Origin of the sequence: Mumia sp. zg.B53 (assembly GCF_019550935.1) — a bacterium.
Taxonomy (GTDB): Bacteria; Actinomycetota; Actinomycetes; order Propionibacteriales; family Nocardioidaceae; genus Mumia.
The window spans coordinates 1,458,389-1,478,437 of record NZ_JAHWCK010000001.1; the positions used below are offsets into that span (position 1 = coordinate 1,458,389).

The window sequence follows — 20,049 nt, forward strand, 5'->3', positions numbered from 1 at the left end:
GCGTCTCACGCCCGTACGCCCGTACGCCCGCGTGTCCCCGTGCTCACCACCCTCGGCGCCCCTAGTGTGCGAGACATGACGGATCTTGCAGGAGCCATCACCTCGGCGGCGAGAACCGCGTGGTGGATCGTCGTCGTCCGCGGACTCCTCGCCGTCGTCCTCGGCATCGTCGCGCTGGTCTGGCCCGGACCGACCGCCCGCGTGATCATCGTGCTGTTCGGCGTCTGGGCGCTGATTGACGGCATCATCGCCCTCGTCAGCATCATCACCGGGGGCGGCCGGTCGTGGGGGTGGCTGCTGCTCGAGGGCGTCCTCGGCATCGCTGCCGGCATCATCGCCTTCCGCGCGCCGGTGACGGTGGCTCTCGCGCTCGTCCTCCTGATCGCCTTCTGGTCGATCATGATCGGCGTGCTCGAGATCTCGGGATCCCTCCAGGTCCGTCAGGTCCCCGGCAGCGGGTGGGGCTGGCTGCTCGCCTCCGGTGTCGTCTCGATCGTCTTCGGCATCCTGCTCTTCGTCTGGCCCGATCTCGGCTTCGCGACGCTCATCATCCTGATCGGCATCTACGCCCTGGCGCTCGGCGTGGTCTGGCTGATCACGGCCTTCATGATCCGCAAGGACCTGAAGGCGCTCGCGTAGGCCCCTGGACGCCAACGCCCCACGCTGCGACCAGGGCCGTGGGGCGTTGTGCTGGACGGGTCGCGACGCGACGTCGTCAGCCGTACAGACGGACCGGCATTGACTCCACGCCGTAGACGATCGAGCGCTGCCGGAACCTGAGCTCGCGCGGGTCGCACGCGAGCGTCATGTCGGGGAAGCGGCGGAAGAGGCGGGGGTAGGCCGAGCGCAGCTCCATGCGCGCGAGCTCCGCACCGACGCAGCGGTGGAACCCGTGACCGAACGCGACGTGCGACACGGGCCAGTCGCGATGAGGGTTGAAGTTCTCGAGGTCGGGGCCGCCGGTGCGGTGGTCGCGGTTGGCGCCGGACAACGAGCACACGACCACGTCGCCCTTGGCGATGCGCTCGCCGAAGAGGTCGTGTTCGGCCTTGGCGAAGCGCGGGAACGCCAGCTGCACGACGGTGAGATAGCGCAGCATCTCCTCCACGACGCTGTTGGCGAACGTGTCGTCCTTGATGAGCTGCGTGCGGGCGGCAGGATCACCCATCAGCACCAGCGCGCCCAGCGCGATCGTGCTGGCGGTGGTCTCGTGCCCGCCGGTGAAGACGCCGTCGGCGAGACCGCCGAGGTCGTAGTCGGAGATCGCGTCACCGACCTCCTCGATGATCTTGCCGATGAGTCCGTCGCCTGGGTTGTCGCGCTGCGCCTTGGTGGCGTTCATGAGGAACGTCCGTGACTCCGAGATGGCACCGAAGCTGCCGGCGCCGCCCCCCGAGACGTCGAAGCGCGCCGATCCCAGCGCGAAGAACTCCTCACGGGACTCGTCGGGGAGCCCGAGAAGCTCGCAGATCACCAGGAACGGCACGGCGAAGGCGAAGTCCTCCATCAGGTCGACGTCGGGGCCCTTCTGCTCCATGACGTCGAGCTGGTGCTCGATGATCTCGGTGATCTTGGGCGTCAGCCGCGCCAGGCGACGCATCGTGAACTCGGGGGTGAGCAGCTTGCGAAGCCGTGTGTGCTCGGGTGGATCGGTGAAGCCGAGGCCGCCGATGTCACCGTCGGCCGCGCCGACGGTGCCGACGAACGGCCGGATGTCGTTGCTGTACGAGGTGCGGTCGGCGAGCACCGCCAGCGACTCGGTGTGACCGGTCACCAGCCAGATGTTCATCCCGAACAGGCTCGCGAGCCGCTTCACCGGGGCCTCGGCCCGGACCTTGCCGAGCGCCGGGATGGGGTCGAGGCCGTCCCGGCGCAGCGGCATCAGCCACCGGTTGGGGACGAAGGTGAGCTTGGAGAGGTCGATCCCGTCCCTCTGCGACCTCAGGACCGTCCGCTGCGCGGCCCACGTCAGGAGATCGGTCGTCATGTTCCGCATAGTCCGACCAGGTTAGCGTCGCACGGGTCCGATCCTTGCCTCATATCCCGGATCTCAGGGATATCCCTGAGGGCGTCCAGCGCCGCGCGCTCCTCCTCGGTCGAAAGCTCGTCGCGGTAGCGGCGGACGAAGTCCTCGTACGGGAGCCCTTCATGTCAGCCACGGAGGCCGCGACCGTGCACGGCGGGGTCGCCACCAGGACGACCCCGCCGTGACCGTCAGAACCCGAGCACCCGCGCGGTCACCGTGGTCTCCGACGGCGCGTGCGTCGCGTCACCGGTGTAGCGGACCGTGAGCTGGTGGGTCCCCGGCTTGAGTGCCCTGGCCGGGACCGCCACGAGCGTCACGCCTGCGACGAGCCGCTGGCTGGCGAGGACGGTGTCGCCCTTGAGGACCTGGACCGTCCCCGTGGCGCGAGGCTTCACCTGGGCCGCGACGATCGGACCGAACAGCGGGGAGAGACCGGGCGTCGCCACGGCGCGCACCGTCGTCGGGGTCAGCTGCTCCTCGAGGGCGATCCCGACGAGCGCCGGGTCGTGGTCGCTCGAGCGGAACGGGCCTGCGTCGTAGAAGTTGGTCGCGTTGCCGTTGTAGCGGCTGTACTCGTAGGCGATCGACTCCATGGCGTTGATGGACCAGACGCCCATGCCCGTGATGTCCGCCGCCGCGGCGGGCGACGCGAGCACGTGGTCGAGAGACCCGATCTCGCCGTCGAACTGGTAGGTCTCGGCGGTGTCGTAGGTCTCCTCGAGATCGACGTAGCCGGCCTCCCGCAGGACGGTGATCGGGTCCTCCTGGGAGTAGGCGTTGAAGTCGCCCGACAGATAGACCTTGTCGGTGCCCGCCGTCTCCTTGACGGTGTCGGCGAACGCGACCAGCGCGCGGGCCTGGGCCACCCGCTCCACCGTGCCCGCCCCCTGGTCGGCGTCGGGCGTGCCGGACCGCTTCGACTTGAAGTGGTTGACGATCGCGACGAAGCGGTCGTCCTCGGTGCCGGCGACCGGCTGGAACGCCTGGGCGAGCGGCTCGCGGGCGTCGTCGAACGCGGGTTCGCCGACGAGCACCGTCGACGCACCGACCGGCGCCAGGACCGCCGGCTTGTAGATGAACGCCGTACGGATGAAGTCCTGGTCGGCGACCGGAGGCAGCGCCGCGGCGTCGGGCGACGGGACGTACGCCCACGTGCCGGCGCCGGCAGCCTCGTTGAGCGCCTGGGTGAGCGCGGCGAGGGCCGCGTCGCGGTCCTTGCCGAACTTCACGGAGTTCTCGATCTCCTCGAGCGAGACCACGTCGGCGTCGAGAGCGTTGATCGCGGCCACGATCTTCTTCTCCTGGCGCTCGAGCTGGACGGTGGTCGCGGCGCCACGGGGACCCGCCTGGCCGACGCACTCGTCGACCGTCGTCGGGACACCCTCGCGGTCGACGAAGTACGTGCACGAGATGCCGGTGGTGGCCTCGTACTCCTCACCGGTGGTGACGAAGTAGTTGAGGACGTTGAACGCGGCGAGGCTGAAGTCGCCCCCGACGGCCGGCGGCGAGGAAGGTCGCTCCGCCCCGCTGAACGTCGCCGGGAGGACCCCGTTGGCGTCGTCGGCGGTGAGCTGCGCGGTGGGCTGGAGCTTCCAGGTGCTGTTGCGGTAGTCGAGGACCACGTCCTTGGTGAACGTCGCCGTCGCCCCGACCCGGATCGTCGTGTCGTCGTCGATCCACGGTTGAGGCGTGTTCTTGCCAGCACCGGTGTAGTTGGTCGAGGAGCCGTCGTCGAGGGTGATGCGACGGGTCGCGTTCTCCGCCTTCACGGCCTGCGAGGCGGCGCCCGGAGCCGCGACCTCTGTCGGGACGTACAGGGGAGAGTCGCCGGACGCGAGGCCGATCTCGGCGAACGTGTTGGTGGTGTAGTTGTTCGTCACGGTCAACGGACCCGCCGGGGCGACGAGCATGCCCTCGAGCCGCTCGCGACCCGCGTCGCCGAGGGGCAGTGCGAGCGGGGTCGGCTTGACCGCGTCCGCCGGCTCGTCGAGCACGACGACGTCGGCTGCGGCCGGGGTGAGCTGGGTCATCCCGCCGAACTCGCTGACCGGACCCGTCACCTTGACGTGGTCGTCCTTCTCGACCAGGGCGACCGCGGCGCCGCCGAAGACGAAGATGCCGTCGGAGGCGTCCGGAGTCGCGTCGTCCTCGCCGCCGCTGCCCGCGGTCTGGAGGTAGAACCCGTTGAAGCCGCCGGTCTTGTACGCGGCCGTGACCACGCCCTGCGTGATGACGGTGTCACCAACGTACGGGCTGGCGTCGCCGGTGCCCTGGATGGCGGCGACGGTCCGCTCGACGACGGGGTTCGGGCCTGGGACGCACGCCTGTCCGCACGCGGTCGGTGTCGGCGCACCGGCCGTGAAGTCGGCGCTGTTGTCGTCCGTGTCTGCTCCACCGGTGCGGTTGAGCGACGACGTCACCGAGTAGCCGCCAGCCTTCGGGGCGGTCTCCGCGGTGGTGGACACGCCGTACCCGAGGAGGTCGACCACATCAGGATCGGCGAGCACGGCGGCACCGTCACCGGTGAGCGTGTCGGCGGTCTTCGTCAGGGCGAGCGTGCCCCCGTTGGCGTTGCCCGAGAAGGCGATCGTGGACGTCACGTCGGGCGTCGGCAGCGGAGCACCGTTGGCCGCATTGGCGTTGCCGCTCAGCAGGTAGTGACCCCCGGCCGGGATCGTCCCCGACAGGGCGATCTTGCCGGTGAACGCCGAGGTCGACGAGTAGGAGCGGTACTGCACCGTCCATCCGTCCACCGTCACCGGCTCGCTGGTCGGGTTGTGGAGCTCGACGAACTTGTTGAGGTACGTCGCGCCGGCGCTCCCGCCGTTGAGGTAGGCCTCGTTGATGACGAGATGGTCGGCCGGTGCGGCGCTGGCGGGAGCGGCGACCGCGGCGAGCGTCCCCGCCGCGAGCGCGCCCGCGGCGAGGAGCGACGTCGTCCGGACGGCGCGTCGAAGAGATGAAGACACTGGTGATCCTCCTGGATCCGTGCGGTCAGCGGCGCTTCTTGACGGTGACGGTCAGCGTGTCGCTGCTGGCCTTCACGGTGGAGGAGCCTCGGTAGGTGATCCGGAGCTTCTTCGTGCCCTTGCTCCTGAACTTCTTGAGAGTGATCGTCGCCCGGCCGTTGCGGACGGTGGCCGTGCCGACCTTGTTGCCCTTGAAGGTCACGACGACCTTCCCGTTGGCCGGCACCCCGGTCGTGGTGCGGACGACGACGGAGACCTTCGCCTTCGTCCTCTTCGCCCGGATCGTGCGGGTCTTCTTCTTCGCCTTGGTGGCCGACGCCGCCTTGGCGACCGAGATCGAGACCGTGGTGCTGGACGCACTGGTCCTGCTGTCACCGGAGTAGCTGACGGTCAGGGTGTGACGGCCGGGTCGCAGCGCCTTCTTCTTGATCGGGACCGTGACCTTGCCGTTCTTGACGGAGCCGGTGCCGAGGATCTTCGTGCCCGCCTTGACGGTCACGGTGCCGGTGGCGCTCGGCGGGGTGACGGTCACCTGGACGGCGCCACCCTTGCCGTACTCGGCGCCGCGCACGACGGCCTTCAGCGAGGACGCCGACTTCGGGACCGACACGGGGAACGTCACCGTCGTCCCGGACGGTGCCGCGGTGAAGGTCAGCGCGCGGGCTCCGCCGGCCGTGGCGGGGACCTTCAGGGTGATGTCCGCAGCGCCGTTGACCACCGGGAAGGTGCCGACGACCGTGTTGCCGAACCGTGCTGTCACCGTCGTGTTCTGAGGGCTGTCGAGCGACGTCATGTCGAGGCCAGAGAGACCGATCTCCACCGTGTCGCCGATCTTCAGGTCGCTGGGGATCGAGCCGTCCTGCCGGACCGAGCGGCGGGCGAACGACGGGCTGAGCGGCGAGCTCTCCTCGAGGTAGGCGATCCACGCGTCTCGGTCGACGAGACCGGAGTCCTTGGGCGCCTCGCCCTCGGTGAAGACGCGGAAGTTGTCACCGCCGGTCGCGAGGAAGCTGAAGGTGCCGATCCGGTAGTTCTTGGTGGGGTCGAGCGGCGCTCCGTCGATCGTCACCGAGTCGATGACGCCCTTCTTGGCGCCGGGGTTCGCCGGGTCGTCGACCTCGTGGAACGTGTAGGAGACGTTGTCGGAGAGGCCGAGCTGAAGGTACGAGCGGCTGGGCACCTTGCCGTCTGCGTCGCGCTGCCACTGCTGCTCGAGCATCGTGACGAACTGCTCACCGGTCAGCGTTACCGACCACAGGTTGTTGGCGAACGGGAGCACGGCGTTGGCCTGCGCGTACGTCACCACACCGTCGGCGTCGGTCGGCACGGTGGGGTCGGGGGCGTACATGAGGTCGGAGCGCAGACCGCCCGGGTTCACGACGCCGATCTCGGCGTTGCCGCCCAGGTCGTCGCCGAGGCGCTCACGCAGTGCGTTGGCGACGAGGCCGCCCAGGGTCGACTCCGAGCCGCGGTCGTCGCGGACACCGCTGGCGGTCGGTGTCGGGTGGAAGTAGCGGCCGTCCTGGTAGGTGCCGCCGGTGAGCGCGGTGGTGATGTCGTCGGTGATCGTGGCCTTGCGAACGTTGCCGACCTCGGCAGCGCGGGCGAGCGCGGCGTCGACGATCGTCTTGACCGCAGCGACCCGCGGGTACTGCGCGACCAGGTCGGCGTCGGCGGTGGTGGTGCGGGCGACGACCGCGCGGGTGTACGCGGTCACGTCGTCGGTCGCGGTGTCGACGGTGAGCTCGACCTTGGCGACCCCCTCGCCGTAGTTGCCGGACTGCACCAACGGGCGTGTGCCCGTGCTGCCTGGGATGGGCGCGTCGTAGGCGTAGCGCTGGTGGGTGTGGCCGGTGAAGATCGCGTCGACCGCGGCGACCGTGTCGTTGACCAGGTGCGCGAAGACGGGGCTCGCGGCCACCTGCTGCGGCAGCGTCGCGGCGGGCTCGGAGAGCGGCGCGCCCTCGTGGTAGCTGGCGATCACCACGTCTGCCTCGCCGTTGGCGTCGTTGCCGTCCTTGAGCTCGCCGGCGACGCGGTTGACCGCCTCGACGGGGTCTCCGAACTCGAGGTCGGCGATGCCTGCGGGCCGCACCAGGGACTTGGTCTCCTCGGTCACGACGCCGACGATCGCGACGTCGACGCCCTTCACCGTGTACTGCGCGTACTCGGGAAGGGCCGGGTCGTCGGTGCCCTTCTCGTACACGTTGGCGCCGAGGAAGACCGGTGTGCCGAAGCGGTTGTCGCCCATCCGTGGGACCACACGGTCGGTGAGGTCGGCGAAGCCCTGGTCGAACTCGTGGTTGCCGACGGCGGAGTTGTCGAGCTGGAGGGCCTTGAGGACGTCGATCGTCGGGTTGTCCTGGTCGACGGCCGACGCGAAGAGAGAGGCACCGAAGTTGTCACCGGCGGCGACGAAGACCGTGCTGTCCTCGCCCGCGGCAGCGCGCAGCTGCTCGACCGTGCCGGCGAACTTCACGGTGTTGCTGTCGATCCTGCCGTGGAAGTCGTTGATGCCGAGGAAGGTGAGCTTCACCTCGTCCGCGGGCGCCGCCGACGCCGACGGGGCGAAGGACAACGGGGCTGCCACGAGGGCGGCGGTTGCGGCGAAGACGGTGCTCCGACGCAGCAGAGTACGGTGAGTGGGTCGCATCAGGGGCTCCTCGAGAGACGTGATCCCGCTGACCATAAGCGAGCGGGGGTGTCCAGCGCTTCCGCAAACTGTGACGGTTCGGCCACGATCGGATGGCAACTGTTGGCGATCCTGGCACATCGGCGGGAGGTCCTGTGGCGCGCGACCACTATCTCGTCCCCGCTGGCGCGGCGGAGGCCGCGATCGAGGTCAAGGGATCGCGCTTCCTCGGGTGGGTGCGACGGGTCGACTCCGAGGACGAGGCGCGCGCGTACGTTGCTGAGGCCCGACGCCGGTTCTGGGACGCACGCCACCACTGCTCGGCCTTTGTGATCGGCGCGGACGGGGCACTCCAGCGCAGCAACGACGACGGCGAGCCGAGCGGTACGGCGGGAGCGCCGATGCTCGAGGTCCTCGTACGGCGTGAGGTCCGCGACGTCGTCGCGGTGGTCACCCGCTGGTTCGGTGGGACCCTGCTCGGTGCCGGTGGGCTGGTCCGCGCCTACTCCGAGACGACGGCCGCCGCCCTGGACGCGGCCGGTGTCGTGCGCCGCGAGCTGCGCACGCGCGTCGAGGTCACGGTCTCGCACGGGGAGGTCGGCAAGGTCGAGAACGAGCTGCGTGCCCGCGGGGTCGCGATCCTCGGCGTCGACTACGGCGCGGGTGACGTCGTCCTCACCGCCGCCGCACACCCGGGTGCGGTGGCGTCGATCGCGGAGCTGGTCGCGGCGATCACCCACGGCTCCGGCGGGGTTGCGGCGGGTGGCACGCTCTGGGTGCCGTGACGCCCGGCCAGTGACCCGCCGGCGGGCCGGGCGCGAGTACGGTGAACGGCATGACGACACGATGGTCCGACCTCACCACGCGCCAGAGGCGTGCCGTGGTCCTCGTGGGAGCTGCCGAGGTCGTGCTCACCACCGCGGCGTTGACGAGCCTCGCCCGTACGCCCTCGACGCGCCTCCGCGGACCGAAGGCAGCGTGGATCGCCGGATGCTTCGTGCAGCCCGTCGGGCCGCTCGCCTACTTCCTCGTCGGGCGGCGCTGACCCGTCTCGTCAGAGGGCGTCGAGGCGGCCGAGGACGTCGCGGACGTGCTCCAGCGACCGCTTGTGCGCGAGACCCGTGGTGTCGTCGAAGTAGAGCCCGTCACCGATGAGCTGGACCGTACGGGCGAGCGCGTCGTCGCCGTAGTGCTCGGCCAGGACGGCGAACCACCCGTTGCGGAGCTCCGCCAACGTCTCGCGCGCTCGGACGTCGTCCTGCGCGACGCGGGAGGCGGCGATCAGCCCGCGGTCGAACGCCGACCCGGTGTCGACGGACGTCTCCAGGTAGTAGCGGACCGGTCCCTGCGGGGCGTCCTTCATCTTCAGGACGTCGGCGCGGCCCTGCTCTCGGAGCCGGTCGAGCATGGCGTCGACCATCGCGTCCTTGCTCGGGAAGTGGTAGAGCAGGCCGCCCTTCGACACCTCGGCGCGGGCCGCGACGGCGTCCAGCGTGGCGATCCTGCCGCCGCCCTCGACGAGGAGCATCTCGAAGGCGTCGAGGATGCGGTCACGGGTGGAGGCACCGTCGGATCGGGCGGACATGCGAGCACTCTAGCGAGGCGTTCTCGGCATGGACGCCCGCCCGACCGGGTACCACTCCCGCATGGATGCCGACATCACGCTGTTGGTCGACGGTCGGTCGCGGACCCTCACGGTCGACACGCGCACGACCCTGCTGGACGCCCTGCGAGAACGGCTCGGCATCGTCTCTCCTAAGAAGGGGTGCGACCACGGCCAGTGCGGATCGTGCACGGTGCTCCTGGACGGACGTCGCCACCTGACCTGCCTCGCGCTCGCCGTCTCCTTCGACGGCGCGGAGATCGTCACCTCGGACGGGCTCGCCGCGGACGGCCTGCATCCGGTCCACGAGGCGTTCCTCGAGCACGACGGCTACCAGTGCGGCTACTGCACCCCGGGCCAGGTCTGCTCCGCGGTCGGGGTGATCGAGGAGGCGAAGCAGGGACACCCCAGCCACGTCACCGATGACCTCGAGGGCGACGTCGAGCTCGACGACGATGAGATCCGCGAGCGGATGAGCGGCAACCTGTGCCGCTGCGGAGCGTACCCCGGCATTCTCGCCGCGGTGCGTGAGGCGGCACAGGCATGAGGGCCTTCGACTACGTCCGGCCGACCGATGCGCAGGAGGCCGTCCGGGCGGTGGCGGGCAATCCGCGGGCACGGTTCCTCGCCGGGGGCACCAACCTCGTCGACCACCTCAAGCTGGGCGTCGCCGAGCCCGAGGTCCTGGTGGACGTGAGCCGGTTGCCGCTGGACCGCATCGAGGAGTACGACGACGAGCACGGCGCCGGTCTGCGGATCGGCACGAACGTCCGCAACAGCGACCTCGCCGCGCACCCGTCGGTGAGGTCGCGGTTCGAGGTGATGGCGCGCGCCCTCCTGGCCGGCGCCTCCGGCCAGCTCCGCCACCAGGCGACGACCGGCGGCAACCTGCTGCAGCGAACCCGGTGCGTCTACTTCCAGGACGTGACCACCCCCTGCAACAAGCGCGACCCTGGCAGTGGCTGCTCGGCCATCGGCGGGTACGGCAGGTACAACGCGATCCTCGGCGCCAGCGAGGCGTGCGTGACGACCCACCCCAGCGACCTCGCCGTGGCGCTCGCGGCTCTCGACGCGACGGTGATCGTGCTCGGCGTCGAGGGTGAACGGCGGGTGCCGCTCCGCGACCTCCACCGGCTGCCCGGCCACCATCCCGAGCGTGACACCGTGCTCGACCCCGCCGACCTCGTGACGGCCGTCGAGGTCCCGTGGTCGGCGGCCGGGCACCGCTCGACGTACCGCAAGGTCCGCGACCGGGCCTCGTACGCCTTCGCGCTGGTGTCGGTGGCTGCCGTGCTCACGATCGAAGACGGGCTCGTGGACGACGTCCGGATCGCGTGGGGAGGCGTCGCTCACAAGCCGTGGCGGGCCGAACGGGCGGAGGCGCTGCTGCGTGGACAGGAGCTGACCGAGGAGGCGGTCGTCGCCGCCGTCGAGGACGAGCTCGCCGACGCGCAGACCGACGACGAGACGGCCTTCAAGCCGGCCATGCTCCGACGGACGACGGCGTGGACGCTCCTCGCCCTGGCGGAGGGGCGGACGCGATGATCGAGCACCCGACGAGGCCGATCGACGCCCACGCGGTCGGGTCCGACCTGCGCCGGGTCGACGGTGTCGAGAAGGTCACCGGCCGGGCGGCGTACGCGGTGGAGCACGGCGAGCCGGACGGCGTCACCGATCCCCTGCACCTGTGGCTCGTGACGTCCACGATCGCCAAGGGCCGGGTCGTCGACGTCGACGGTGGCGCCGCCACGTCGCACCCCGGTGTGGTGGCGGTGCTCGACCACACGAACGCGCCGCGGCTGGAGGACACCAGCAACGGCGAGCTCGCCATCCTCCAGGACGACGAGGTCGGCTTCCGCGGCCAGATCGTCGCGCTCGTGCTCGCCGAGACGTCCGAGGCTGCGCGGGAGGGGGCGGCGCTGGTCCACGTCCGCTATCGCGCCGAGCCGCACGAGGCCGAGCTGCGCGAGGACAACGCGGACGACAAGCCCGAGGTCGTCAACCCCTCGATGGACACCGACACCTCCGAGGGCGACGTCGACGCGGCGCTGTCCGAGGCAGAGGTCGTCGTGGCGGAGACGTACAAGACCCCGTACGAGCACAACAACCCGCTCGAGCCCCACGCAACGGTGGCCTGGTGGAGCGAGGACGGTGGCCGGCCGACGCTGACGATGTTCGACTCGACCCAGGGCGTCCACGGTGTCGTGCAGGCGATCGCGCCGATGCTCGGCCTGGAGCCGGATCAGGTGCGGGTCCGAGCGCCGTACGTCGGCGGCGGGTTCGGCAGCAAGGGCGAGGCGCACGCCCACGTCGTCGCCACGGCGATGGCGGCGCGGACGACCGGCGGACGGCCGGTCAGGCTCGCCGTGACCCGGCAGCAGATGTTCTCCCTGACCGGCTACCGCACGGCGACCTTCTCCCACCTCCGGCTGGGTGCCCGCCTGGACGGGACCCTGACCGCGGTCGAGCATGCCGTGCAGGAGCAGACCTCGGTCATCCGGGAGTTCGCCGAGCAGACGGCGGCGCCGACCCGGATGATGTACGCCGCGCCGAACCGCCGTACCAGCCACCGTCTGGCGCGGCTCGACGTGGCGGTCCCGTCGTGGATGCGTGCGCCGGGCGAGATGCCCGGGATGTACGCCCAGGAGACCGCCATGGACGAGCTCGCGGTCGCGGTCGGGGTCGACCCGATCGAGCTGCGCGAGCGCAACGAGCCGGAGGTCGATCCGGAGACGGGCAAGCCGTTCAACGAGCGGAGGCTGGTGGAGTGCCTGCAGCGAGGGGCGGACCGGTTCGGGTGGGACACGCGCCCGCCCGCGCCGCGCGCGACCGGCGACGGTGACTGGTGGATCGGCACCGGCGTGGCCTCGGCGACGTACCCCGCGATGAGGTCCCCGGGCAACGCTGCCCGTGTCCGCTCGCTCGGCGACGGGCGCTACGCCATCGCGATCGGCGCCGTGGACATCGGGACCGGTGCCCGGACGGTCCTGACGCAGATCGCCGCCGACGCGCTCGGGGTCGGTACGGACGCCATCGAGCTGGCGATCGCCGACTCGTCGCTCCCGCCGGCGAGCGTGGCCGGAGGATCGTCGGGCACCAGCTCCTGGGGCACGGCGATCGTCGCCGCGGCGCAGCAGTTCCGCGATGACCACGGAGAGGCGCCCGACGCCGGCGTGGAGACGACGGCCTCGGCGGCGGCCAACCCGGCGACCGAGGAGTATGCGTTCCACTCCTTCGGTGCGGTCTTTGCCGAGGCACGTGTGCACCGGTGGACCGGCGAGGTGAGGGTGCCGAGGCTGCTCGGCGTCTACTCGGTGGGCCGGATCGTCAATCCGACCACGGCGCGGTCGCAGCTGCTCGGTGGCCTCGTGATGGGGCTCTCGGCGGCGTTGTTCGAGGAGTCGTACCGTGACCCGCGCTTCGGTCACGTCGTCACGCAGGACCTGGCGACCTACCACGTCGCCTCGCACGCCGACGTCCTCGGCATCGAGGCCGAGTGGCTCGAGGAGTCCGACGAGTCGTTCACCCCGATGGGCTCGCGCGGGATCGGCGAGATCGGGATCGTCGGTACGGCCGCCGCGATCGCCAACGCGACGTTCCACGCGACCGGGATCCGGGTCCGCGACCTCCCGTTGACGGCCGACCACTTCCTGGCCTGAGTCACGCTCCCCGGGGCTGGTGGCGAAGAACACCACCCCTCGGCTTGAGTCGCGCTGTCTCGAAACTGTACCGTCTGGACGGGAATGACTGTACCGGCTGGACGGTTAAGTCAGGCAGGACCGAGGCCTCGACAGGGGGAGACATGAGCACCACCACCGCACCACGCCGTACGGCACCCGTGCCGGCGCGTGCCGGCCTGCGCCAGTGGGCGGCGCTCGCCGTCCTCATGCTCCCGGTGCTGATGGTGAGCATGGACAACACCGTCTTGAGCTTCGCGCTCCCCGACATCAGCTCCTCGCTGCACCCGTCCGGCACCGCGCTGCTCTGGGTCGTCGACATCTACGCCCTGATGCTCGCCGGTCTCCTGGTGGCGATGGGATCGCTCGGCGACCGCATCGGGCGTCGCCGCCTCCTCCTCGTCGGTGCGATCGGCTTCGGAGCGGTCTCGTTCTACGCGGCCCAGGTCGACGACATCAACGGGCTCATCGTCGCCCGCGCCCTGCTCGGCGTCTTCGGTGCGACGCTCATGCCGTCGACGCTGTCGTTGCTGCGCAACATCTTCTTGGACCGCCAGCAGCGGCGGCTCGCGATCGCGGTGTGGGCAGCCGGCTTCTCGGCTGGCGCCGCGCTCGGCCCCGTCATCGGTGGGTGGCTCCTCGAGCACTTCACCTGGCACGCGGTGTTCCTCATCAACCTCCCCGTCGTCGTGGTTCTGGTGCCGCTGGCGGTGTGGCTGCTGCCGGAGTCGCGCAACCCGAACCCCGGGCCGTTCGACCTGGTGAGCATCGTGCTGTCGATGACGACGATGCTGCCGGTCGTCTACGCGATCAAGACCTTCGCCGAGCACGGCCTCACCGCCGCCGTCGGCTGGACCGTGGCCGTCAGCGTGCTGAGCGCGGTCGCGTTCGTACGGCGCCAGCTGGCCCGCGAGCACCCGCTGGTCGACGTCACGATGTTCCGCAACCGCGTGTTCTCCGGAGCGCTCGGCGCCAACCTCCTGAGCCTGATGGGACTCACCGGCTTCCTGTTCTTCGCGGCGCAGTTCCTGCAGCTCGTCGTCGGGCTCGACCCGATGGAGGCGGCGTTGGTCCTGGTCCCGGGACTGGTGGCGACCATCCTGGCCGGTCTGCTCGTCGTGCGCCTCGTGCCGGTGTTCGGTGTGCGCGCTGTGGTGTCGGCGAGCTTCGGCCTGTCGGCGGTGGGCTACGCGATCGCGGCGTTCGCCGGCTCCCTGCCGTCCGCGACGTCGATCGCGGTCGCGTTCCTCGTTCTCGGTGTCGGCATCGGGTTCGCCGAGACGCTCACCAACGACGTCGTCGTGTCCAGCGTGCCGGCAGAGAAGTCGGGCGCTGCATCGGCGCTCTCGGAGACGGCGTACGAGATCGGCGCGGTGCTCGGCACGGCCGTCCTCGGCGGCATCCTCACCGCGACCTACCGCGCGGAGGTCTCGCTCCCGCCGCTGGCCGGCACCGAGACTCAGCGTGAGGCAGCGGGACAGACCCTCGGCGGAGCGATGGACCTGGCCGACGCCATCCCGCCGCAGGTCGGGGGCTGGCTCGTCGAGTCGGCGCACCTGGCGTTCGACCACGCCGTCCAGACCACGAGCGCCGTGGCCGTCGTGATCGCGCTCGGTGCCGCTGCCGTCTCGTGGTTCACCCTGCGCGACGCGGAGCGCTGAGAGCGCCGACGACCGACGCGGATTCGGCGCGGCGCAGGCGCGGCCGGGCGATGCCGAGATAAAGAAGAGACCCGATGGGGCCGAGCAGCACCATCAGGACGATGTAGGTGACCTGGCTCTGACCAGACTGCTCCCACTGTGCCGTCGGCGTCCGTAACGCGTCGATCAGCGCTAGGAGCCACAGGACGATGAGGGGAGCGACAAGGACCCCCGCAGCAAGGAACCACAGACCTAGAACCATGGCGCATTGAACCATGAAATGCGACAACGGCGGGCCCAGATCCTCCTGGGCCCGCCGCTGTCATCTCGGATCAGTTGACCCTGATCCTCATCGAGGTGCCCTCCTGCTGGAGGACCTTCACCCGGACGCCGACGGCGGGGAGCTTGACGCCGTGGTTCGGCAGCTCCTCGTACCAGTACTTCTTGGTGTCGTCGAAGACCGGTTGAGCCGGTTGTGCGCGGATGTAGCTGGGCTTGCCGTTGGTGTGCAGCGTCATCGAATCGGCCTTGATCAGACCGAACGGTGCGTCGTAGACCTGGATGCGAGCCCGCCACGGAGCCCCGGTGGTGATGTTGATGATCGGCTCCGGGTGGGCGTCGATCGGCAGGTTGCGGCCCTGGCCGGGGTGGTCGGTCGTGTTGTTGTTGGCGATCGACGTGTCCCAGTACGAGATGAGCAGCCCCTGGCCGTAGCGGTAGTGCTCGACCCAGTCCGGCTTGGTGTTCATGAAGCCGAAGTTGTACGGGCCGGTCTGGAGGTACGTGTCATAGCCGACGTAGGACCGGTGGCCCATCACGTAGTAGTTGTCGTACTCCCTCGTCGTGGTCGCGCCGACGATGCTGTAGCCCCTGAACGTCCACGGCCCGGCACCGTTCTCCGCCCCGTCGGACAGGACGGTCGCCCCGTCCGCGGTCACCGCGATCTCGTCGAGGAACAGACCGGAGCCCACGGTCGCGGCGTCGGTCGTGTAGGAGGACCGGAAGAGGATCTTCTGGCCCGCGTACGCATCGAGCGGCACCGTGACCGGCCCCCACGCAGGGTGGTTGCCGTCGAGCGCCGGGTTGCCGTCGGTGTCCGTCCCGTACGGCTTGGCGTCGAGCGTGCCAGGCAGCGACGTCCAGGTCTTCCCGCCGTCGGTGGACGCCTGGAAGTACGCGAAGTCGTAGCCCTTCTCGATGGAGAAGCGCACCCTCGCATCGAACCTCGCCGACGTCTTGCCGGTCAGGTCGATCGCGGTGGTCATCGCGTTCTCCAGGTTGTTGCCCGACCCGGACCAGAACTGCTTGGTGCCGGTGGGCGCCGGACCGTTGCTCTCCTCGACGGGCTTCTTGGGCAGGACGACGACCGCACCCTGGGCCTTGTCGGAGTTCCACTCCTGCGGGCCGAGGTCGAGCCGCTTGGTCTGCGTGGAGGCGACGGCTTCGTAGTCGAGCCAGCCGAGCTGGAGCTTCTCCCACGCGCCGAGGTCGCCCGGACGGGTGCCGAGCGGCTCGCCGGCGCCGTTGAGTCGGCTCTGCGCCATCAACGTCCAGTACTCGTTGGAGTTGTCGCCCTTGCTGGTCGTGTCGTAGGCGTCGGGCAGACCCAGGTCGTGGCCGTACTCGTGGACGAAGACCGACAGACCACCGTTCTCGGGCTGGATCGTGTAGTCGCCGACCCAGATGCCGGTCGAGCCGATCTGGGTGCCCCCGAGCCGGTTCTGCGGAGGGCCGGTGCTGCCGACGTCGGTCCGGAACGCGTACCAGCGGTGCGACCAGATCGCGTCTCCCGCATAGAGCGGGTCGCCGTCGGCCTCGTCGCCACCGGCGTGCACGATCTGGAAGTGGTCGATGTAGCCGTCGGGCTCGTTGAAGTCGCCGTCGCCGTCGAAGTCGTAGCGGTCGTAGACGTCGTACGACGCCAGGTCGGCCTTGATCTGCGCGTCGGTGCGCCCCTTGGCCTGCTGGTCGGCGACCCAGGCGGTGAGCGCGTCACGGATGAGGTCCCACGTGTTGGCGGTGACGCGACCGTAGCGGGCCTGGTTGTAGGGGACCTTCACCCAGTCCGACACGGTGCCGTCGACGGTGTAGCGACCCGAGGACTGCGCCTCGTAGTACGTCTTCACCGACTCCTGGTCCTCACCGAAGTAGATGTCCTGGTAGTGCTGACGGTCGTAGTCCGGCTGCCAGTTCGTGGAGTTGTCCTGGGTGCGGTCCGGCTCGGGGATCTGGTTGACCTGCGGCCCGTCGAACCGTTGCGGCTTGACCGTGCCGTAGCGCGACCAGTCGTCGTCGGGGAAGTCCGGGTGACGCTGGTCGCCGAACTCGGCGAGGATCACGAAGACCTTGTCGGCCCGCTCCTGCGACAGCTCGACGTACTGGTCGTGGTCCCCGTCGTCGGCGAGTGCCTCACGACCACGCACGGTGGTCTGGGCGGCGGCGTCGGCCGGCGACAACGACGTCCCGACCTTGACGACCTCGGAGCCGTTCTTGGTGACGGGCTTCGCCTCGCCGTTGACGACCGAGGTGATCGCCTCCTCGCGGAGAGCCCGTCGCTTGTCCTCGAGCGGGTTGGGGAGCTCGTGGTCCTTGCTGGTCGTGGCGGCCGCGTTGACCGGGGGCGCCGAGGACGCCGTTCCCGGTGACGCGAAGGCGGCCCCGAAAGAGGCCGCCATGCCGAGGGTGATGAGTGCCGTGCTGAGACGTCTCAAGACTTCTCTCCCCTTCGTGCAACGGAGCCGGACCGATCGGTCCGGCGAGCCCGCGCGGTCCCCGCGACGTGATGGGTGATCACCCGGGGAGACGACGCCCGCTCTGCCACCCAACCTAGGAGCGATCACGTGCTCCGGCCACACGGGACAAGGCTCGGAGCGGGGACGGAGCGGGGACGGAGCGGGCCCCGGGGGATCACCCCCGGGGCCCTCTCCGTGCTCATGACGAGGAGATCAGTTGATCTTGATCCTCATCGAGGTGCCTTCCTGCTTCTGCACCTTGATCTTCACGCCCACCGCAGGCAGCTTGACGCCGTGGCTCGGGAGCTCGGCGTACCAGTACTTCTTGGTGTCGTTGAAGGTCGGCTGCGCCGGCTGTGCCCGGATGTAGCTGGGCTTGCCGTTGGTGTGCAGCGTCATCGAGTCGGCCTTCTTGAGCCCGAACGGGGCGTCGTAGACCTGGATGCGCGCACGCCAAGGAGCGCCGGTCGCGATGTTGATGATCGGCTCCGGGTGGGCGTCGATCGGCAGGTTGCGACCCTGGCCGGGGTGGTCGGTCGTGTTGTTGTCACGCACCGACGTGTCCCAGTACGAGATGAGGAGGCCCTGGCCGTAGCGGTAGTGCTCGACCCAGTCCGGCTTCGTGTTCATGAAGCCGAAGTTGTACGGGCCGGTCTGCAGGTACTTGTCGTACCCGACGTAGGACCGGTGGCCCATCACGTAGTAGTTGTCGTAGTCCCGCGACGTCGTCGCGGCGACGATGCTGTAGCCCACGAACGTCCACGGGCCGGCACCGCTCTCGGCGCCGTCGGAGAGGATCGTGGCTCCGTCGGCAGTCACCACGATGTCGTCGAGGAACAGACCGGCCTTGGCGAGACCGCCGTCGGTCTTGTAGTACGACCGGAAGAGGATCTTCTGGCCGGCGTAGGCGTCGAGCGGGACGGAGACGTTGCCCCAGGCGGGGTGCTCGCCCGACAGCGCCGGGGTGCCCGACGAGTCGGTTCCGTACGCAGCCCCGTCGATCGTGCCGGCGAGCGCCTTCCACGTCTTCCCGCCGTCGGTGGACGCCTGGAAGTACGCGTAGTCGTAGCCTGCCTCGATCGAGAACCGGGCCTTGGCCGTGAAGGCGGCCGACGCCTTGCCGGTGAGGTCGATCTCCGTCGTCATCGAGTTCGCCAGGTCGTCACCGGAGCCGGAGAAGAACTGGTTCTGACCCGACGCCGGAGCGCCGTTGTTGAGCTCGACCCGCTTCTTGGGCAGCACGACGACCGCACCCTGGGCCTTGTCGGAGTTCCACTCCTGCGGGCCGAGGTCGAGCTTCTTGGACTGCTTGTAGCCGACCGCCTCGTAGTCGAGCCAGCCGAGCTGGAGCTTCTCCCACGCGCCGAGGTCGCCCGGGCGCGTGCCGAGCGGCTCGCCGGCGTCGTTGAGGCGGCTCTGCGCCATCAGCGTCCAGTACTCGTTGGAGTTGTCGCCCTTGCCGGAGGTGTCGTACGCATCCGGAAGACCGAGGTCGTGGCCGTACTCGTGGACGAAGACCGACAGTCCGCCGTTCTCCGGCTGCAGCGTGTAGTCACCGACCCAGAAGCCGGTGTCGCCGATCTCGGCGCCGCCGAGCGGGTTCTGCTCGGGTCCGGTGAGTCCGGCATCGGTGCCGAAGGCGTACCAGCGGTGCGACCACAGGGCGTCCCCGCCGTAGATCGGGTCGCCGTCGGCCTCGTCGCCACCGGCGTGCACGATCTGGAAGTGGTCGATGTAGCCGTCGGGCTCGTTGAAGTTGCCGTCGCCGTCGAAGTCGTAGCGGTCGTACTCGTCGTACGACGCCAGGTCGGCCTTGATCTGGGCGTCCGTGCGGCCCTGGGCCTCCTGGTCCGCGACCCACGCTGTGACGGCGTCGCGGATCAGCTCCCACGCGTTGGACTCGTCGGGATCGCCGTTCTCGTCAGCGGTCGTACGGCCGTAGCGCGCCTCGTTGTACGGGACCTTCACCCAGTCCGACACGGTGCCGTCGACGGTGTAGCGACCCGAGGACTGCGCCTCGTAGTACGTCTTCACCGACTCGTCGCCCTTGCCGTCGCCGAAGTAGATGTCCTGGTAGTGCTGGCGGTCGTAGTTCGGCTGCCAGACCGTGGAGTTGTCCTTGGTCCGGTCGGGCTCGGGGATCTGGTTGACCAGCGGGCCGTCGAAGCGCTGCGGCTCGGCGACGTCGGGGTCGAAGTCGTCCCAGCCGTCGTCGGGGTAGTCCGGGTGACGCTGGTCGCCGAACTCGGCGAGGATGACGAAGACCTTGTCGGCCCGCTCCTGGGAGAGCTCGACGTACTGGTCCTGCTTCTGGGCCTTGGGGCCCTTGGCCGCTGCGAGGGCCTTGCGGCCCTTCTTGGTCTTCTGGGCGGCGGCGTCGGCGGGCGCGTACGACGTGCCGACCTTGACGACCTTGGAGCCGTTCTTGGTGACGGGCTTCGCCTCGCCGTTGACGACCGCCGTGACGGCCTCCTCGCGGAGAGCCCGTCGCTTGTCCTCGAGCGGGTTCGGAAGCTCGTGGGCCTTGGCGGCGCGGTCCGCGGCGGTGACCGGCGGAGCGGGTTCGGCGGATCCTGGTGCGGCGTAGACGGCGCCGAACGAGGCCGCGACGCCGAGGGTGACGAGTGCAGTGCTGAGACGTCTCAAAGACTTCTCCCCTTCATGCAACGGTGGGACGGGCCGGACGGCCCGGGGTGAACGCGTCGCCCTGGCCCACAGATGGTTGTGGGGGGGAACGAGACGCACCGCGGCCCAACTTAGGCATTGGCGG

14 protein-coding genes are annotated in these 20,049 nt (G+C 69.8%); 7 read left to right on the forward strand and 7 right to left on the reverse strand.

Annotated elements, in window-relative coordinates:
• The first annotated feature begins 75 nt into the window (after positions 1–75).
• The gene (locus tag KV102_RS07010) at positions 76–639 is read left to right on the forward strand and encodes an HdeD family acid-resistance protein (protein ID WP_220345720.1); all 564 of its coding nucleotides are present in this window, start codon (positions 76–78) and stop codon (positions 637–639) included.
• 76 nt (positions 640–715) lie between these two features.
• On the opposite strand, the gene KV102_RS07015 is transcribed toward KV102_RS07010, so the two are convergent.
• From KV102_RS07015 to KV102_RS07025, 3 genes are all read right to left on the reverse strand, one after another.
• The gene (locus KV102_RS07015; RefSeq protein ID WP_255559818.1) at positions 716–1,987 is read right to left on the reverse strand and encodes a cytochrome P450; all 1,272 of its coding nucleotides are present in this window, start codon (positions 1,985–1,987) and stop codon (positions 716–718) included.
• 227 nt (positions 1,988–2,214) lie between these two features.
• A complete protein-coding gene (locus tag KV102_RS07020) occupies positions 2,215–4,995 on the reverse strand; it encodes an ExeM/NucH family extracellular endonuclease (RefSeq protein WP_220345722.1) in 2,781 nt (926 codons plus the stop codon).
• A 25-nt stretch (positions 4,996–5,020) separates the two neighbouring features.
• Positions 5,021–7,648, reverse strand: a complete 2,628-nt coding sequence (locus tag KV102_RS07025; RefSeq protein ID WP_220345723.1) for a 5'-nucleotidase C-terminal domain-containing protein — start codon at positions 7,646–7,648, stop codon at positions 5,021–5,023.
• 134 nt (positions 7,649–7,782) lie between these two features.
• On the opposite strand from KV102_RS07025, the gene KV102_RS07030 reads away from it, so the two are divergent.
• Positions 7,783–8,412, forward strand: coding sequence for a YigZ family protein (locus tag KV102_RS07030; RefSeq protein ID WP_308290253.1), 630 nt, complete (start codon positions 7,783–7,785; stop codon positions 8,410–8,412).
• A gap of 50 nt (positions 8,413–8,462) precedes the next feature.
• Positions 8,463–8,672 (forward strand): PLD nuclease N-terminal domain-containing protein, encoded by a 210-nt coding sequence (locus KV102_RS07035; RefSeq protein WP_220345724.1) that lies wholly within the window; start codon positions 8,463–8,465, stop codon positions 8,670–8,672.
• Positions 8,673–8,681: 9 nt separating this feature from the next.
• On the opposite strand, the gene KV102_RS07040 is transcribed toward KV102_RS07035, so the two are convergent.
• On the reverse strand, positions 8,682–9,212 hold the full coding sequence (locus KV102_RS07040) for a TetR/AcrR family transcriptional regulator (protein WP_220342837.1): 531 nt from the start codon (positions 9,210–9,212) through the stop codon (positions 8,682–8,684).
• A gap of 61 nt (positions 9,213–9,273) precedes the next feature.
• Here KV102_RS07040 and KV102_RS07045 point away from each other — a divergent pair, with 61 nt between their 5' ends.
• The 4 genes from KV102_RS07045 (at position 9,274) to KV102_RS07060 (ending at position 14,568) form a co-directional block, all read left to right on the forward strand.
• On the forward strand, positions 9,274–9,777 hold the full coding sequence (locus KV102_RS07045) for a 2Fe-2S iron-sulfur cluster-binding protein (RefSeq protein WP_220343697.1): 504 nt from the start codon (positions 9,274–9,276) through the stop codon (positions 9,775–9,777).
• Positions 9,774–10,775: a xanthine dehydrogenase family protein subunit M gene (locus KV102_RS07050; protein ID WP_220342839.1), complete on the forward strand. Its 1,002-nt coding sequence runs from the start codon at positions 9,774–9,776 to the stop codon at positions 10,773–10,775. Before KV102_RS07045 ends, KV102_RS07050 begins: the two co-directional genes overlap by 4 nt.
• Positions 10,772–12,889 (forward strand): xanthine dehydrogenase family protein molybdopterin-binding subunit, encoded by a 2,118-nt coding sequence (locus KV102_RS07055; RefSeq protein WP_220345725.1) that lies wholly within the window; start codon positions 10,772–10,774, stop codon positions 12,887–12,889. The genes KV102_RS07050 and KV102_RS07055 overlap by 4 nt, the downstream gene beginning before the upstream one ends.
• Before the next feature lie 143 nt (positions 12,890–13,032).
• The gene (locus KV102_RS07060; RefSeq protein ID WP_220342843.1) at positions 13,033–14,568 is read left to right on the forward strand and encodes an MFS transporter; all 1,536 of its coding nucleotides are present in this window, start codon (positions 13,033–13,035) and stop codon (positions 14,566–14,568) included.
• Here KV102_RS07060 and KV102_RS07065 read toward each other — a convergent pair.
• The 3 genes from KV102_RS07065 to KV102_RS07075 all read right to left on the reverse strand — a co-directional run bounded on the left by KV102_RS07065 (position 14,543) and on the right by KV102_RS07075 (position 19,925).
• Positions 14,543–14,809, reverse strand: a complete 267-nt coding sequence (locus tag KV102_RS07065) for a hypothetical protein (RefSeq protein WP_220345726.1) — start codon at positions 14,807–14,809, stop codon at positions 14,543–14,545. The genes KV102_RS07060 and KV102_RS07065 overlap by 26 nt on opposite strands.
• A gap of 70 nt (positions 14,810–14,879) precedes the next feature.
• A complete protein-coding gene (locus KV102_RS07070; RefSeq protein WP_255559816.1) occupies positions 14,880–17,258 on the reverse strand; it encodes an immune inhibitor A domain-containing protein in 2,379 nt (792 codons plus the stop codon).
• A gap of 234 nt (positions 17,259–17,492) precedes the next feature.
• Entirely contained in the window at positions 17,493–19,925 is a 2,433-nt protein-coding gene (locus tag KV102_RS07075) for an immune inhibitor A domain-containing protein (protein ID WP_255560573.1), read from the reverse strand.
• Positions 19,926–20,049 lie beyond the last annotated feature (124 nt).